The following is a 16,650-nucleotide window of genomic DNA, read 5'->3' as shown; positions in this document are numbered from 1 at the left end:
CCATTTTGGAGGTCTGTGAACAAGGATGTAGTTGTAAATTTCATGAAAGGGGTTTTGCCGTCTCACACTCTCTCCCTCCGTACATTTAAGGTTGTTCGCCGCTTAAGTCCTTGCACCCCAGATCGCAGCTTGAGTGAGTACACAGGCTAGATAAAGGATGTCTATAAGAACCCGGCATACCTCAAAACCAACTATTTTGATCGGAGGAGTATTAATTATGAAAAAGACTGTAGCTTCACTTCTTGCAGGTATTGTAGCACTTGGGTCCTTTGCCTCGGTGGGCACTGCCGCTGAAAACAATGAGCGCAATAATCCTGTCGAGCTCTTCTCAGGCTCGTCCCCTATTTCGATTACGGGCCAATCCTGGAAAGCCCCTGCAGGCTCCGCTTCTGAGGACAAAGTATGGGGATATCTCGAAAGTGTAAAAGGGAACCTGCATCTGTCGGCTAAAGAGGATATCCGGGGAAAATTCAAAATTACAGAGCAAAAAACAAACGACAAGACCGGCAGCCAGCATTACCGGTTAAGCCAGTATATCTCGGGGATACCGGTATATGGAGCCGATCAAACGCTGCATATCGACAATGCCGGCAACGTTACCTCCCTGCTGGGAAGTGTAGTTGAAGATGTCTACCAGACGATCCCGCAGCCGCTAATTCAGCTCCAGACCATTTCCGGAGCCGATGCCATTCTGGCAGCCGAGCAGGATGCCACGCTGGAACATGGACCGCTTGGTGAGCCCCAAGTTACTCCTGCAGCGGATTTGTATTATTTTATCGTTGACGGAGAACCAAAATTAGCTTATAAAACGGAAGTGAACGTTCTGGAACCCGAGCCTTTGCGGATACGGTACTTCATTTCTGCGGAGAATGGCAGCGTACTGTTCAAATATAATATCTTAGAGAACCTGACGGGTACGGGCACTGGAGTATTTGGAGATACCAAAACATTCGAGACACGTCTCTCGGGTTCAACGTACCAGCTCTATGACAGTACCCGCGGCAAGGGCATTGTGACCTATACCGCCAAGAACAAGACCTCTCTTCCGGGGACGCTCTTAACCAGCACCAACAATGTCTGGACAGACAAAGCCGCGGTTGATGCCCACACGTATGCTGAGAGAACCTATGATTACTATCTCCAGCATTTCGGCCGCAACAGCCTGGACAACAACGGACTGCAGATCCGTTCCACCGTCCATTACTATACTTCCTATAACAACGCATTTTGGAATGGCGCGCAAATTGTTTTCGGTGATGGAGATGGATCTACCTTTACACTGCTGTCCGGGGATTTGGATGTGGTAGGCCACGAGCTGACGCATGGTGTGACTGAGAAAACATCCAATCTTGAATACTACGGAGAACCAGGGGCACTCAATGAGTCCTTCTCCGACATCATCGGAAATTCAATTGAAGGTGCGAACTGGCTGATCGGCGATAAAGTATATACACCGGGTGTAGCGGGTGACGCACTCCGCTCACTGGCTAATCCGCCATTGTACGGCCAGCCTGACAAGTACAGCGACCGTTATACCGGTACCAGTGACGAAGGCGGTGTGCATACGAACAGCGGCATCAATAACAAAGCTTTCTATCTGGCTGCTCAAGGCGGTACGTTTAACGGTGTAACGGTCACAGGTATCGGCCGTGAGGATGCCGTTCAAATCTATTACAATGCACTTGTATATTACCTTACAACCTCATCCAACTTCTCTGCTGCACGCACAGCAATCATTCAATCGGCTACTGAATTGTTTGGAGCAGGCTCGGCTCAAGTAACTGCCGTAACCAAAGCTTATAATGCGGTAGGCGTCTACTAAGAACAGAATAACAGGCCAATGATCCTCATGATCATTGGCCTGCATAATGTAAATCAATGAATAAGTGTTGAAGTTCTTAAAATCGTGTTGTATGAATTCTTTATATTATTCTTTTACTTTTGTAAGTACACCATCTTTATTTTCGTATATTCTTTTTTCGTTTTTTTCCATTTTATGCATGATCTCTTCTTCCAGGTTAATCCCTAGAAGCTCCGAGAGTCCTATTAAATAGAGTGCAACATCAGCCAATTCTTCACCCAAATCGTCTTTCTTTTTCAGATAAGCATCGCAGGCTTCTGATAATTCGCCATACATAAAACAAAACTCTTTGAAAATATCTGTAACATTAAATCCTTTCGCAACTTTGTTCTGATAAACTCTTTTTTGTAATTGTAATAAATCAATCATTTAATCTCACCTATCCTATATATAATTTTGCATTCCTTTTACAAAAAACCGGATAAATTAGAGTGAGCACTAATCCTGAAGCTGCCATTAGTATTCCTGCTAAACCGAGCGTCCATCGCACGTTCCGCCATGAAAGTCTATTACATATTCTACTTTATAACTAAATTACCTTTGTTGACCTTACCTCAACAAGAACTGAAATCCTTGGCGTTGCAGGATGGCTATAAAAAAAGGAGCGGTCCTTTAAGTCACTGAAGTGGCTTGAAGAACCGTCCCTTTTGAATTGCTGCCTCTCTATATCACAGTAACTATCGTGATCTATCGTAATCCGGTTCGCTGCTTCAATCCTATAGCTGACCCATTGAATGTATCGGCTACTGCTGCACCTCTGTCAGCACCAGATCGTCGAAATGGACTTCGCCGCCGGCGCTGCCTTTATACAGATAAATCGTGGCGCTGGTGCTGGCGCTTCCTGTTGTGAATTCAATTTCTTTCTGCACATATCCAGTGCCCTGCTCGAAGCCCCAGGCATCCGTGAACGTGCCGCCGTAATTCTTGACCCCAAACACCGCAACCCCGCCGCTTACACTTTGTCCGAAGCCGGACAGCCTGTAGGCCGTGCCAGGAAGCAGGCCGGAAACCGTCTGCTCCATGCCCGAAGCCGACCCGCTTAGCTTTGCGGAGTAGTCTCCTGTGTGCGGGGCAGTGTCCGAGAGCGAAGAGCCGTTATAATGGACTGCCCAGCCGGTGAAGTCCCCGCTCTCGAAACCGGGGTTCTGCAGCAGGTTGACCGGCTCCGGCTCCGGCTCCGGTTCGGACTCTGCCGGAATGAACCGGAAATAGTCATAGTCTGCGGTGAATCCGGTACCGCCTCCCGTGAACAAACCGATCTTTGGCTCTGCAATTTCCACTGTCTGATCTGCTCCAGCCTGCTGGTAGCTCACACCGTCGGCGGAATAGAAGCCGCTGTAAGTATCGCCTGTCTTGACCAGTCGGAGGTATACGGCCGATCCCAGAGTATCGGCGGTTTCGACATGCTGCCGCACGGTATTTTTTTGCGCAGTGAACTGGAATTCGTTGCCGGTGCCGTACATCCTGGTGATCCGGACGAAGGTAGCATCGCTCTCATAGACAATCAGTCCGCCCTGGGCCCATGGGGACGCCGGTAACCCTGTAAGCCTCGTTTCAAGGGTCCAGTCCCCTTCAGGCGCTCCGGTGAGCAGAATATTCTTGGCAGTTGCAGCGCCCTCAGCGATTTCTCCGCTCTCTGCCGTTATCCGCATGGAGCCGGGATTTGCCGTCAGCGACCAGGCTGCGCTGTTCTCCCTAACCCAAGTCCACTGACCATCCAGATCGGGCCCGGCGAATTCGTCACTTCCGCCTTCAGTGAACACCGGGTCGGCAGGACCGGCGGGGGATGCGCTGAATTGAATCAGCTCCAGATCGTCGAACGTCACCTGTCCGGACCCTCCGGCTTTGTATAGAAAAATCGTAGCGCTGGTGCTGGACGCCCCTGTCGTAAATGTAATTTCCTTGCGGGTATAAGCAATTGAAGTCATATAGACACTCTGTTCGGCATTGCCGTGGTTCTTCACTCCGAATACGGCCGAGCCGCCGCCGCTGGCTGCGCCAAAAGCATACAGCTTATACATGGTGTTCGGATGCAGGCCGCCAATGTTCTGCTCCATTCCTGCATAGTTGCCGGTAAGTGCGGCAGCGTAGGTCCCGGTATGTGCTCCGGTGTTCACGATAGAAGCTCCATTGTAATGAAGCGGCCAGTTGCTGAAATCGCCTGTCTCAAACCCCGGATTGAGCAGCAGATTATTCTGGGAGGGCGGCTGCGGCAGCGGAGGCAGATTGTTCGGGTCCAGTCCCGCTCCCTGGTATGCCCCGATATTGGGGGCAGTGCCTGCCGGAACCGGATTGCCGAAATAATCGCTGCCGCCGTTGCCGCTGATGATTCTGCCGCTACCAATGGCCGGAGAGGTATTCAGCAGCTGATAGCCGGCCAGCGTGTCACGGCCGATGCCGCCCGAGCCGGGTGAAGCGAGCTTCGGATCAGCGGTGATTTTGTGCGGGTCAGCCGGTTCGCTGGATGGATGGTTGCCGTAGAACAGATTATTATCGAAAATGTTGCCGGTGCTGGAACCGAACTGGTATCCCCCGGTGCCCAGATTATAAATCAGGTTGTTGTAAAAGGCCGTATTTGAAGCATAACCATCCCAAAAGCCGTAATTGACCACCTTGGTGCTGGATGTGAGCGGCAGATAGACGGTATTGTTATAGAACTTCGCGCTGCTGACCGGGCCGTTCAGATTGAACACCGCCTCTCCGTCATTCTCGCTGATATTATAGCGGACGACCGTATTGGTATTGTAATTGGAGGCAGTTGTCCCGTCATTGACGACCAGTACCATCCCTCCTGCGTTATGGTGACTGTAGTTGTACTGGATAATAGTGCCGTCACTGTTATAATCCGCATCGTAAGCCATCGCATCTCCGCCGGGGGCGGTGTTGTACACTTCATTGTACTGGATGACTGCATCCTTCGTGCCCCATACCCACAGCGGCACGTGATACCCGGACGCGCGTACATGGGTATCGTACACCACATTATGCTCGATGACCCCGCCCGTCGTATTGAGCACAACCGCCCCGTCGGCAGCCACATCATTAATCACATTATTCTGCACCTTAAGCCCGGTGGAGTAGGTGCGCTGTGCTCCATTCAGATAGATCCCTACACTGTCGAGCGAATAGATATGGTTGTTCTTGATGACCACATCCGATACATGCAGATCCCAGTCCGGACCCCAGACGATAATTCCGCCATTATGCACATAATCGGTGGCCGTTGTCCCTTTGACCTGATGGATATCGAGATTCTCGAACACGAAATGCTTATAGACCTTGGGATTCGTCCAGCTTCCGCTGCTTCCGCTGACATGAATGCCTCTGCGCTCGCCCGGACTGGCCGCATTATTGGTAATCTCGAGATTACGGACCTCCCACTGCTCCTGATTGTAGAAATATACGGCAGCGGCGGCACCTCCACCCGCAATCAACGGCTTGGCCCCTTCGCTGTAGCGGTCAATCTGAATCGGACTGCCTTCGCTGCCCGAGCCCTGGGGTGACAGTGTCCCCGTCCAGACCCCGCCCGCCTTGAACAGAATGCGGTCTCCAGGCTGAAACACTGTAGCGTTCACTTTGTCCAGCGTCTTCCAGGCCTGGGTTTCGGAGCTTCCTGTGTTGCTGTCGCTGCCCCCTGCAGCATCGACATAATAGGACGTACCGGCCGCGCGGACCGTTGACGGGACCATTACGGACAGGACGGATGCCAGAATCAATATTGCCGCCAAAATCAGCTTGTTCATCTGATGCCATGGTCTTCTTGTCATCTTCGCTTAAACCTCCCGATGTGAATGGTATGCTACTGCATTTGCAGGCCGGAATATCCCGGCTCCGTTAGCTCAATCCGGGCGGAACGGATTCGCTGCTCCAGTTCCCGCCCGAAGCCTGTCTCCGCCGCCGCTTTCCCTTTCCGCTCCTCCGCTGTTGTTTCTGGCTTCTGCGGTTTTACATCACCAAGCACCGCGATTACCCATTCCCCTGTAAAGCCTTCATCTATGACTGGGCTGATCTCGCCGGACTCCCGCTCTCCGGTCAGCCAGGCATAGAGCTGGCCCTGCTCGCGGAAATACACTCTGGCGTTGGCGCTGTCCAGCCTTTCACTGCTGAGAGTCAAGCCAGAAAAGGAAGCGTTGTCATTTCTCAGCTCTGAAACCGCTTCTTCCGGGCTTCTGCCATCCAGCAGAAGCTGCCGCATCTCAGACAGAAGTTGTTGTGTTCCTTGCTTGTTCTCTGCTGCACTCTCCCTTTCGCTCCGGTAGGCTATGGAAATGCGGGTAAACCTAAGCTCTTGTTCCTCAGGAATGCTGCTAACCTGATCCTCCGCTGCCGGTTCTTCTTCCCGTCCGGTCTCTCCGGCCCCTGGCGTCTTCTCCCGAAGCGCAATCTCCAGATTGCTCAGATAGTAGGGAATGAAGCTGCCTTCATCCAGCTCGGCCGGACCAAACACCGCTCTCCCGGCAGCAGCTGCCTGAGTCCGCCGTTTGTTCTCGCGTTCCATCTCAGTGAGCAGCCCGCCAAAGTCCGTGCTGTCAACAAGCCCTTCTTCATGGCCCATCTCCAGCAGAATCCGGCTTCGTGTCCAGGAGGTAAGCGCCTCGCGCTTGAGCAGCTCGAGCGGATTCTCACCGCCAATCTCCAGCTTCCAAAAGTTCTCTTCATACGCCTGATGGTAAGTATCCCGGAAGTATTCAATCACCTGCGTGCGCTGGAGTCCCATCGCATACTGCAGTTCCGCCGCGGTCACTGCATGCCCGTTAATCCGTGCCACCTCAGTGTCCATTGCCATCCGCTCCGGTATGCCCAGTTGAGCCTTGGTGGAAGCAGCTTCTTTCTCCTCAAGCCCAAGAGGACCTTCCGGGACACCCCCTCCGCTTAGCAGAAGGATAACGGCCAGACACAGCGGGACACCTGAAGCTGCGGCAGCTCTGCTTTTTGTCCATTTCACCGCATTCTCCCACCTTCCTTTACAGGTATACACTGCATATTCACCAGGCAGCAAAAAGGAGGAGTTGATCCCGGCTTCCCGTCCGTTTCTCCTCCTCCTTCCGGCTAGCCTCCGGCAGATGCAGCCGGCAGCTTTAGTCCTGATGATTCCTGCTGTGTTCCCCCGTCACTTCGTGCTGTCAAACCATTCATTGGCTTCCTTCGTCATCTGCTCTCCGCCAATGCTGTACCATTCCTTGACGAATTTATCGAAATCCTCCAGCGGCTTGCGGCCGTAGATGATCGCCATGATTGCCTCCCCTTCAAGCTTCGTGGTGATGCCTCCCTTGGACTGCATCGCCGGTGTACTGGCACCAAGGAACTTGGGAGCCCAGTAACTCTCCTTAGCCCATCCATCGACGACAATTTGCGCCGCCTTCAGAATATCGGGATTGCCAAGAGCCGCAGCTTCGGCCTCTGTAAGATTTCCCTGTTCCAGCAATTTCCCTTTGTCTGCGGATTGCTGCAGCACACTGAACGGATCCTTCGGCTCATACAGGAAGTATTTGTAGACCCCTACCGAGCCTTCGGGGATATCCTCGCTAACCGTGGAGACCGTTCCGTCCGCCTTGAGGGTATAATCATAGTCTTCGGCCCAGCCGTGCTCGAATTCGCTGCCTGGTTCTTTGTCCACTCCGGCGAACAGACGGTTAAGATACAGGAACAAAGCGTCGGTATGCTCAAAGCCTTCCCTTACCAGCATCCCTCCCTTCAGGAACGTGGTATCCCGTGCTCCCGCCTTGCCGTTCTCAGTTGGAATCGGGTAAGGCTTCATCGTCGCTCCCGGCACGTTCTTCTGCAAGTCCGGAACCGGCCAGCTGCCCAGCCAATACGGAGCCACCACAACACCTACCCGCCCCTGGCCAATCAGCTCGGCGAGCTTGTTCTCATCATGCAGCCCGGCCTCCTTGGAGATATAGCCCTTCTCGTACCAGTCCCGCATGACCTCAAGGCCCTTCTTCATCTCGGGCACGGTCGAGCCATGCACCAGCTTGCCGTCCGCACCCTGGTTCCACTGGTAAGGGACGGTGCCGAACGGCCCGAAGATCCAGGTGCTCTCCCCGAGCCAGCCTGCCAGCGGATTCGGGTGGCCGCCGCCCGAGCCAAGACTCACGCCCAGCGGAATGATAGAATCCGTATTGCCCGGCTTCTTATCAAGCAGCGCCTGCATGAAGGCCTCCAGCTCCTCAAAGGTCGCCGGTGCCTGCATGCCCAATTCGTCCAGCCAATCCTGGCGGACCCACATGACAGCATTATCGTTCCCGGCGTTGGCGAAGTAAGGCAGGCCCATATGCTTGCCTTCAAAGGTCACCTGGCTCCAGATCAGCGGGTGGGAGCTGAAGATCTCCTTCATGCGGTCCGAAGCATACTTATCGAAATCCGCTGAAATATCCTTGTAGGCTCCGGATTGGATCAGCTCATTCATCAGCCCGATATCCATCGTTGTGACGACATCCGGCAGCTCCTGCTTGGCTGTCAGCATCAGCCGCATCTTGGTGGCGAACTGCTCGCCGGGCACCTCCCACAGATGCTGGATATCGATTCCCAGCTGCTCCTTCGCCCAACGGGTATGCACATTGTCGCTCAGCGTCTCCCCGTTTTTGTACTTGAAGCTGGAATCCGTGGCTGTAACGGTAGTGATGGTGACCGGGGTCTCGAAGCGGTATGTCCCGTCCCGGATCCCTTCAATCCGGGCAGCATCCCCCTCCGCCTCCGCAGGCGCAGACGGCTGGGCGGATGACGGCGGCGCTGTACCGGCAGCCCCGTTGCTGCCGTTCGGTGAACAGGCGGTGAGCAGCGACAGCAGCAATGTTGCCGACAGCAGCAGCGCGAACCTTTTTTTTGTCCTCTTCATGCAAGAGCCTCCCTGTGTTCCTGTAATCTCTGACGCATTCATCTTATTACAACGCTTTCACAGGAGTAAGAGAGAAAGATTTAAGGTGATATGCTAAAATCTTAAGCTTTGTTAGAGCAGGCGTTCCCGGTATTCCTGCGGCGTGATCCCGTAATAGTTCTTGAACAGCTTGCTGAAATACGGAGGATGCTGGAAGCCCAGCCGGGCGGCCAGCTCATAAATCCGGATCTCCGTGGAGCGCAGCAGCACCGCCGCCTGCTCCATCCGGTAGCGCATGATGTAATCGCTCAGATTCTCACCGGTCTCCTGCTTGTACATGGAGGACAGATACACCGCATGCAGCTTCACGTGGTCGGCAATGCTCTGGAGGGAGACATCCCGGGCAAGATTCTCCTCGATGAAGCGGTGGATTCTCGCCAGCAGCTGGCGCTTGTGATCGTTGTACTCCGCATTCTCCGACTGCGAAAGACAGGACAATATCCCTTCCGCCCAGTCCGCAACAGTACCGGTACTGCGCATGATCCGGGCAGGTTCGCCCAGCTCCCCCTTCCCGGCCGTCGCTTCCATCAGGGTCTTTCCCTGCTGGTGGGCAATGGCCAGGAAAGCGCTCACCAGCGTATGGTACAGCTCGGCCAGATGCTCCCCGGAATCCAGCAGCTTCTCCTCCATTTCGAGGACAATGGCAGCCAGCTTGCTGCGCACCTCATCCCACCGGCCTCCCTCCATCAGCCGCAGGAATGCCGGCGGCGCATAGAGTGAAGTCAAGGTACGGTCTACTGTCCGGGTGCCGCCCGCAAGAGCCAGGAATTCCTGCTCACTGCGCGGGATTTTGCGGAATTCGTTCAGCGACTTGCGGTAGACCTGCGCCAGCTCCATGGGGAAGCGCAGCGGCTCACTGAGCAAGAGTGAGACCTGTCCCTTGAGCAGTCCGGACACCTTCAGCTGCAGTTCGTGCGCCTTGGTATGCAGAGCCATCACATCCATTTCGCCCATCTCCTGAGGTTGCTTCCGGCTGCGCAGAGCAAAGACAAGATAGCCATAGGGATCGCAGCAGTGCCAGACATCACAGTCCGGCTCCAGTATCTCAGCGGCAATATTCTGCACCGCATATTCAAACAGCAGGGCGTCCGGCTCTTCTCCGCTGCCGAATACCTTCTCGGGCCGCACCATCACCAGCAGCAGCGAGTCCCCCGCATGGAACGGAAGCTGGTACTCCTTCAGCCGCTCGGCCAGCGCTCCGGGCTCCGGCAGCTGGCCTGACAGCAGATCGTTGAGAAATCCCGACCGCAGCATCGGCATATGCAGGTGCAGGGTCCGCCGCGCCCGCTCCTGGGAAGCAATCTGCTCCCATTCGCCGCGGATGCCGCCGGCAACCCGCTTCACTTCAGCGAGCAGCTCTTCATCCTTGACCGGCTTCAGCAGATAGCCCACTGTCCGGTGCTCGATAGCCTGCCGGGCGTATTCAAATTCGCCGAAGCCCGACAGCAGCACGCAGCGGGTTCTTGGATAATGCTCATGCACATGCTTGCATAAGGCCAAACCGTCCATCCCGGGCATGCGGATATCCGTGACCACAATATCGACCGGATGATGCTTCAGCAGCTCTGCCGCCTCCAGACCGGATGCTGCCGGATACACATGCTCCACACCGGCGGAAGCCCAGTCATTCTGGACCATGCTCTTAAGAATCATCGGCTCGTCATCGACGAGCATCAGCTGCATTTTCACTTGGCTGTCCTCCTTCATGTTCCCTTTTCCAGCGCAGGGTGACCCGTAAACCGCCGAGACCCGGCGAGGCGTCCAGCCTGATGCCGGACCCCGGACCGTACTGCTGCTTCAGACGCTGATTGACATTCCACAGGCCGCAGCCTGTCTGCTCATTCATGGGCAGCTCCAGCTCTTTCATATAGCCGGCGATCTGCTCCTCCGTCATGCCCGCCCCGCTGTCCTCAACCCGCAGCAGATTATACGGCCCTTCTTGTACACCTGTGACCCGTATCGTTCCCGCTTCCGGCTGCGGCTCCACACCATGGATAATGGCATTCTCCACTACAGGCTGCAGAAACAGCCGGGGGACCGGCTCAGCCAGCATGTCCGGCGGAATATTCAGCACGAAATCCAGACGCTCCAGTCTGAATGCATAGATGTGCAGATAGTTCCTGGCCTGGTTCACCTCTTCCTCCAGGAGCGGACGCTGGTTCTCCACCCGTGTCGTGTAGCGGTAGTAATCACCCAGATGATAGACCATCTCCCGGATCGTTTCTGTTTCCCCAGCCTTGGCGCAGGCGGCGATGAAGGAGAGGCAATTGTACAGGAAGTGGGGATGGATCTGCGACTGCAGCTGCTTCAGTGTTGCAAGCCTGGAACGGTTCTGTTCCTCGTAGACGTCATTGATCAAATGCTGGGTCTGCTCGGCCATCTCATTGAACCGCAGGCGCATATAATCAAACTCGTTATGAAAGCGTTCTCTAATACGAAAGGAATAATTGCCCCGCTCAAAGCTCCGCAGGCCCTTGACCACCTCTGTGACCGGCTTCTGCACATGCTGGTACAGCAGATAAGAGGCAATAAGCGCCAGCAGGGCCAGCACAACAAAACTGAGATAGAACATTCTGCGGCTCTGCACCACCGGTGCGTGAATAACATCAAGCGGGACATAATCCACCAGATAGGCGCCCAGGGAGGGCAGATATGCATAGCTGATAAAAGTATCCTCCCCGCCGATTTCAAGGCTCCGGTGTCCGGATTCCTTCAGCGGGCCTTGGAGCAGCAGACGCCCGGTCTCCCTTGCGGTGGCATCGTCTGAGGATACGGCACCGTAAGCTGTACCGTATGCCGTGAGCAGAAAGGATTTACCGGGATTATCCTGCTTGTAGTCACCCAGCATCCGCCGGATGTTGTCGACCGCGAACCGCACCTCGAATACAGCGACGGGCTCCCGGTTCTGCTCCTTCGCCAGGTAAGGGTCCCACACGAACATTTGATAATACGGATTCGCTGTACCGCTGCCCGGATGCAGTCTCCAGACGCCTGCAGGAGACAGCTTCATCTCCTTCATGTCGAACGTGTCGCCCGGATTGGTGGAGATACGGCGCCGGCTCTCCGGCAAATAGACGGACAGATCGTTGCGCCAGTTGCTGGAAAGACTCTGAAGCTGCAGCTTTTCCTTGACCTGTGTCTGGTAGTAAAGCGTCTGATAATAATCCTCCGTGAGCAGATTGAGCTGCAAATCCATGATCGAGGAATCTCTCGTCAGCACACTGGAGGACAAGGACAGGCGGTCAATGTTCGATTCAATCTGATTCTTCAGGAAAAACAAGCGGCTTTCATTGTTATCTGTAATCTGTCCATCGATGACTTCAAGACTCTTCTCACTGTAGTACGTATAGAGCAGAGCCATTGGCATAATCAGCATGAAAATAACGGCAGTGATTTTGACAAATACCGGCCGGTATCCCCGCATGGCAGCACCCCCTTAACAAATTGACAGTTACCTTAAATATCTATATCTGTACACTTCAGGATTGTCAAGCCTAAGATAATTATAGAATCCGCTGAGCGGCGGACATTTAGGAGGAGAACCGTATGAAGCCAGGCACAGATATGGCGGCCAATGCCGCTCCCAAGGCCAATCCCGGAACCGGCACGACAGCCCGGCAGTTTGCCGCCACATGGAGGCTGCATCTTATGCTGCTGCCGGCCGTGCTCGTCGCGCTTATATTCAAATATGCCCCTATGCCGGGCATCGTCATCGCTTTTCAGGACTTCAAGCCCTGGCAGGGCATTTCCGGCTCATCGTGGGTGGGCTGGAGCAATTTCGAGCTTATTTTCTCCATGCATGATTCCAGGCAGGTCATTCTCAACACACTGATTATCTCCTGTCTCAAAATCGCCTTCGGACTCGTCGTCCCGGTGATATTCGCCCTTCTGCTCAACGAAATCCGCCAGATGGGGCTTAAGCGCTCGGTGCAAACCCTGGTCTATCTGCCCCATTTCATGTCATGGGTGATTCTGGGCGGTATTCTCCTCGATCTCTTGTCCCTGGAAGGAATTGTGAACCAGCTGCTCAGCTTCTTCCACATGCAGCCCGTGATGTTCCTCAGTGAAGGGAACTGGTTCCGCTTCACCGTCATTCTGAGCGACTTGTGGAAGGAATTCGGCTTCAGCGCCATCGTCTTCCTGGCCTCGCTGTCCGGCATCAATCCCGCGCTCTACGAAGCGGCGGAGATTGACGGGGCGGGCCGCATGAAGCAGACCCTCTACATCACGCTCCCCTCAATGCTGCCGATCATCGTCGTGGTCTTCACGCTGTCGCTGGGCAACATGCTGAACGCCAACTTCGACCAGATCTATAATCTGATCAATTCTCTGGTGCTGGACAAGGGCGACATTATTGATACCTATGTCTACCGTTCCTTCCAGGAAGGCCAATACAGCCTGTCCACCGCCGTCGGCCTGTTCAAGTCAGTGATCGGCTTCATCATGATCGGGGGAGGCTACTATTCAGCCTACAAGTGGGCAAATTACCGGATTTTCTGAGATGCTTGTCAATTTGAAGGAGGAAAGGCCTCATGTACCATAAAAACCCCACCTACCGCGTATTCTATCTGTTCAATATCGCTTTCCTTGTGCTGATTTCCGTTGTCTGCGTGCTGCCGCTGCTTCATATCTTTGCGGTGTCCCTAAGCGGTAAATCGGCAGCTGATTCCAATCTTGTCGGACTAATCCCGGTAGATTTCTCGCTGGATGGGTACCTGCGCACCTTCGAAAACAGCAATTTCCTGTCGGCACTACGAATCTCGGTGCTGCGGAGCGCTGTCGGCACAGTACTGGCCATGTGCGTAACGGTGCTGGCCGCCTTCCCCCTCTCGCGGAATTCCCGGGAATTCAGGGGCCGGAACTTCTATGTATGGTTCTTTCTGATTATTATGATTTTCGACGCCGGGCTTGTCCCGCATTATATCCTGATGGAGAAGATCAATCTGATCAATTCCTTCTGGATCTTCATCCTCCCTGGCCTGGTCAATGTCTGGAATATCATCCTGATGATGAATTTCTTCCGGGCATTGCCGCGTGATCTGGATGAAGCCGCGATTATGGACGGGGCAACCTCCTTTCAGATTATGTCCAGGATTTATCTGCCAGTATCGCTCCCGGCCATCGCCACCCTGTCCCTGTTCACCCTTGTGGGCCATTGGAATGCCTGGTTTGACGGCATGCTCTATATGACCTCGCCCGACCGCTGGCCCCTGGCCACGCTGCTGCAGACCATCGTCGTTGTGCAGGACTTCAGCAAGACCGGCATCCGCTTCGAGGATCTGCAAACGCTCTCCAACCGGAGCGTCAAATCCGCGCAGATTTTCATCGCCATGCTGCCCATCCTGCTGGTCTATCCGTTTCTTCAGCGCTTTTTCGTCAAGGGTATCGTGCTTGGTGCCGTTAAGGAGTAGGAGTCGCACGTCAATGAGGCAGCGAGCCTCCAATAACAGGAGAATCGCTGCTTCGCATCTAACCTATTAACAAGGGGGAGCTCTCTCGGCCGTTTCACGGCTTTTGAGACTCCCCCTTCGTGGCAGCTACTGACATTCAGTTGTCAGTAGTAGTCTTGTATAATCAGGTATTAGAGCGGCAAAGATGATTTGAACTGAACTTTGCTTAAAGTGATTACTGAGGAGAACTTACTATGGAAACTAATAACTATTCATTTGTTTTTGAAACACCCCTAATTGAAGGTATAATTTGCAGACGGCGAAACCGGTTCATTATGGAAGTTGAGGTGGACGGAGTCATATATGATTGCCATTGTCCCACTACAGGCCGTATTGGTGACATCGTTTTTCGTAATGTCCCCTGCCTGCTATCCAAAAGCGATAATTTATCAAGAAAGACTCTTTATACAGTAGAAGCCATTTCAGTTGATTTACCATCCAATGCCAATAAATCCTGGATAGGAATTAATCAGAATGCAGCAAACAGATATGTAGAACATTTTATAAAAAGCGGCCAGCTTTCTAGCATGGTGATTAATGGTGAAGCAATAAAAAGAGAACAAACCGTAGGCAACTCCAAACTTGATTTTCTTGTTGGTAATACTTACATTGAGGTCAAAACACCCCTTACGCAATTGCAGGTCGAGGTTAAGGAACATATCGAAACGAAGAAAGGAACCAGTTTCACCTCATTCGAACGATTCATAAAACACATTGGGGAATTGGCCCATAGCTTGAATGAAAATGACAAAGCCATCCTACTGGTATGTTTCATCTATGACAGTTCTAAATATATTGGCTCATCGAGCGGGAAACACAACAGCTATATCCGGAATTCTGTGCATTCATCAATACACCAAGGGGTTGAGGTGTGGCAGGTTAACTTCCAAATAACCCCTACGGAAGTAAATCTCATACGTTATTTTGAAACCACAAAAGATATTATAAATGCTTGAATTCTAAGCAAGGGAGTGCAGCTTCAATTGAATAAAACAGAACGTCTCTTAGCAATTGTGATGGAATTACAGCGAAGCAAATTGCAGACAGCTGATGAATTAGCTGAGGTCTTAGGGGTCAGTGTAAGAACGATCTATCGTGATATGATGGCTTTGAGTGAAGCGGGTGTTCCCATAATTGGGGAGACCGGATTGGGATACTCTTTAATGGAAGGCTATTTTCTTCCGCCCATTAGCTTTACTGTAGATGAGGCAGTATCGCTTCTTCTTGGAACTGAATTTATAGAAAAACGGTTTGATCCGACTTTTCGCAAAAGTGCCCGCTCTTCCCGCAGGAAAATCGAAGCCATTCTTTCCCGGCCCATCCGTGAGGAGACAGACCGGATACAAGGAAGCATCCGTCTGCTCCAAAAAGATGAAATGGTCCTAATGATGCGGGAGAAAGTAAACCTGGGAATTATTCGAGAAGCCATGACGGAGGACAAGAAACTTCGTTTCACCTATCACAAGCGGGTTGCTGAAGCTGATGGGAACAGGGTAACTGTGCGGACGGTATCTCCATACGGATTGGCACATGATGAGCAGAATGGCTGGCTGTTACTTGCATCCTGTGACCTGCGGGAGGATATTCGCCATTTCCGGGTCTCCCGAATGAGTGACCTTACCGTGACTGAGGATACGTTTCAGACTCCCGATAACTTCGACCTTCAAGCCTATCGGCCGAAGGATACCCGCAGTACACAGGTCTGCGCAATCTTTAATCCGGAAATCGCTGATAAAGTTGAAGAAGCCAATAGCTATTATATGGAGACTGCCGAATCTAAAGAGGACGGTTACCATGTCACTTTTCGTGTCCGTGAGCCGGAAGAATTGCTGTCCTGGATTCTTGGATGGGGGGCAGATGTGGTAGTCACTGAACCTGAATCCTTCATAAACCGGGTAAGAGAAGAAATCGGAAAAATGAAAGAACACTACTGACATACTGTTGGCAGTAGGGGGCTTGTATAATCAAGATATACCAAAAGCATAAACAATCCCATTTACAAAGGAGAACATTACATTATGTCAGCTATTGGACCTGATTTCATCTCACTTCAGGTGAGTAATCTTGAATACTCTGCCGAATTCTATCAAAACTATCTCGGACTGGTGCGCTCACAGGCTGGCCCCCCTCATGCTGTGGTTTTTGAAACAAAGCCTATTGCATTTGCTCTTCGTGACCTATTGCCAGGAATCGGACTCGGTTCAGGTACTCAGCCGGGACTTGGTATCGCTCTATGGCTTCATGCCCCGGATACGCAAGAGATCCACGACAAGCTTGTTGCAGCAGGCGTAAAGATTACATCTGCACCAATAGATGGGCCATTCGGGCGAACCTTTACATTTGCCGATCCGGACGGTTACCAGGTTACCCTTCACAGTAAGGCCTAATGCGCAAATGTATCGTGAAATGCTCCCCATACGGTAGACAGGTGAGATAATAAACCCTGTTGCTGTAAGGGGAGT

12 protein-coding genes are annotated in these 16,650 nt (G+C 52.8%); 6 read left to right on the top strand and 6 right to left on the bottom strand.

The window, feature by feature from the left end:
- The first annotated feature begins 217 nt into the window (after positions 1-217).
- Positions 218-1,822 (top strand): M4 family metallopeptidase, encoded by a 1,605-nt coding sequence (locus PBOR_RS18380; RefSeq protein WP_042214091.1) that lies wholly within the window; start codon positions 218-220, stop codon positions 1,820-1,822.
- 105 nt (positions 1,823-1,927) lie between these two features.
- On the opposite strand, the gene PBOR_RS18375 is transcribed toward PBOR_RS18380, so the two are convergent.
- The 6 genes from PBOR_RS18375 to PBOR_RS18350 form a co-directional block, all read right to left on the bottom strand.
- Positions 1,928-2,230, bottom strand: a complete 303-nt coding sequence (locus PBOR_RS18375; RefSeq protein WP_218918839.1) for a MazG-like family protein — start codon at positions 2,228-2,230, stop codon at positions 1,928-1,930.
- Between the two features lie 374 nt (positions 2,231-2,604).
- Positions 2,605-5,628: a beta-xylosidase family glycoside hydrolase gene (locus PBOR_RS18370; protein ID WP_042214089.1), complete on the bottom strand. Its 3,024-nt coding sequence runs from the start codon at positions 5,626-5,628 to the stop codon at positions 2,605-2,607.
- 32 nt (positions 5,629-5,660) lie between these two features.
- Positions 5,661-6,806 (bottom strand): hypothetical protein, encoded by a 1,146-nt coding sequence (locus PBOR_RS18365; RefSeq protein ID WP_157764067.1) that lies wholly within the window; start codon positions 6,804-6,806, stop codon positions 5,661-5,663.
- 165 nt (positions 6,807-6,971) lie between these two features.
- Positions 6,972-8,699: an extracellular solute-binding protein gene (locus PBOR_RS18360; protein ID WP_042214084.1), complete on the bottom strand. Its 1,728-nt coding sequence runs from the start codon at positions 8,697-8,699 to the stop codon at positions 6,972-6,974.
- A 111-nt stretch (positions 8,700-8,810) separates the two neighbouring features.
- Positions 8,811-10,421, bottom strand: coding sequence for a response regulator (locus PBOR_RS18355; RefSeq protein WP_042219602.1), 1,611 nt, complete (start codon positions 10,419-10,421; stop codon positions 8,811-8,813).
- Positions 10,399-12,162: a cache domain-containing sensor histidine kinase gene (locus PBOR_RS18350; protein ID WP_042214082.1), complete on the bottom strand. Its 1,764-nt coding sequence runs from the start codon at positions 12,160-12,162 to the stop codon at positions 10,399-10,401. The genes PBOR_RS18355 and PBOR_RS18350 overlap by 23 nt, the downstream gene beginning before the upstream one ends.
- Before the next feature lie 140 nt (positions 12,163-12,302).
- On the opposite strand from PBOR_RS18350, the gene PBOR_RS18345 reads away from it, so the two are divergent.
- The 5 genes from PBOR_RS18345 (at position 12,303) to PBOR_RS18325 (ending at position 16,575) form a co-directional block, all read left to right on the top strand.
- On the top strand, positions 12,303-13,238 hold the full coding sequence (locus PBOR_RS18345; protein ID WP_081972391.1) for an ABC transporter permease: 936 nt from the start codon (positions 12,303-12,305) through the stop codon (positions 13,236-13,238).
- A gap of 32 nt (positions 13,239-13,270) precedes the next feature.
- Positions 13,271-14,149 carry a carbohydrate ABC transporter permease gene (locus tag PBOR_RS18340; RefSeq protein WP_042214080.1) on the top strand — a complete coding sequence of 293 codons (879 nt, stop codon included), beginning with the start codon at positions 13,271-13,273 and terminating at the stop codon, positions 14,147-14,149.
- 233 nt (positions 14,150-14,382) lie between these two features.
- Positions 14,383-15,144, top strand: a complete 762-nt coding sequence (locus PBOR_RS18335; protein WP_042214078.1) for a DNA/RNA nuclease SfsA — start codon at positions 14,383-14,385, stop codon at positions 15,142-15,144.
- Positions 15,145-15,171: 27 nt separating this feature from the next.
- A complete protein-coding gene (locus PBOR_RS18330) occupies positions 15,172-16,122 on the top strand; it encodes a helix-turn-helix transcriptional regulator (RefSeq protein ID WP_042214076.1) in 951 nt (316 codons plus the stop codon).
- 84 nt (positions 16,123-16,206) lie between these two features.
- A complete protein-coding gene (locus tag PBOR_RS18325; protein WP_042214074.1) occupies positions 16,207-16,575 on the top strand; it encodes a VOC family protein in 369 nt (122 codons plus the stop codon).
- The last annotated feature ends 75 nt before the right edge of the window (positions 16,576-16,650 follow it).

It is taken from the genome of Paenibacillus borealis (assembly GCF_000758665.1).
GTDB lineage: Bacteria > Bacillota > Bacilli > Paenibacillales > Paenibacillaceae > Paenibacillus_AQ > Paenibacillus_AQ borealis.
The sequence above is the reverse complement of the archived record's forward strand: the minus strand, read 5'-3'. Positions and strand labels throughout refer to the sequence as shown.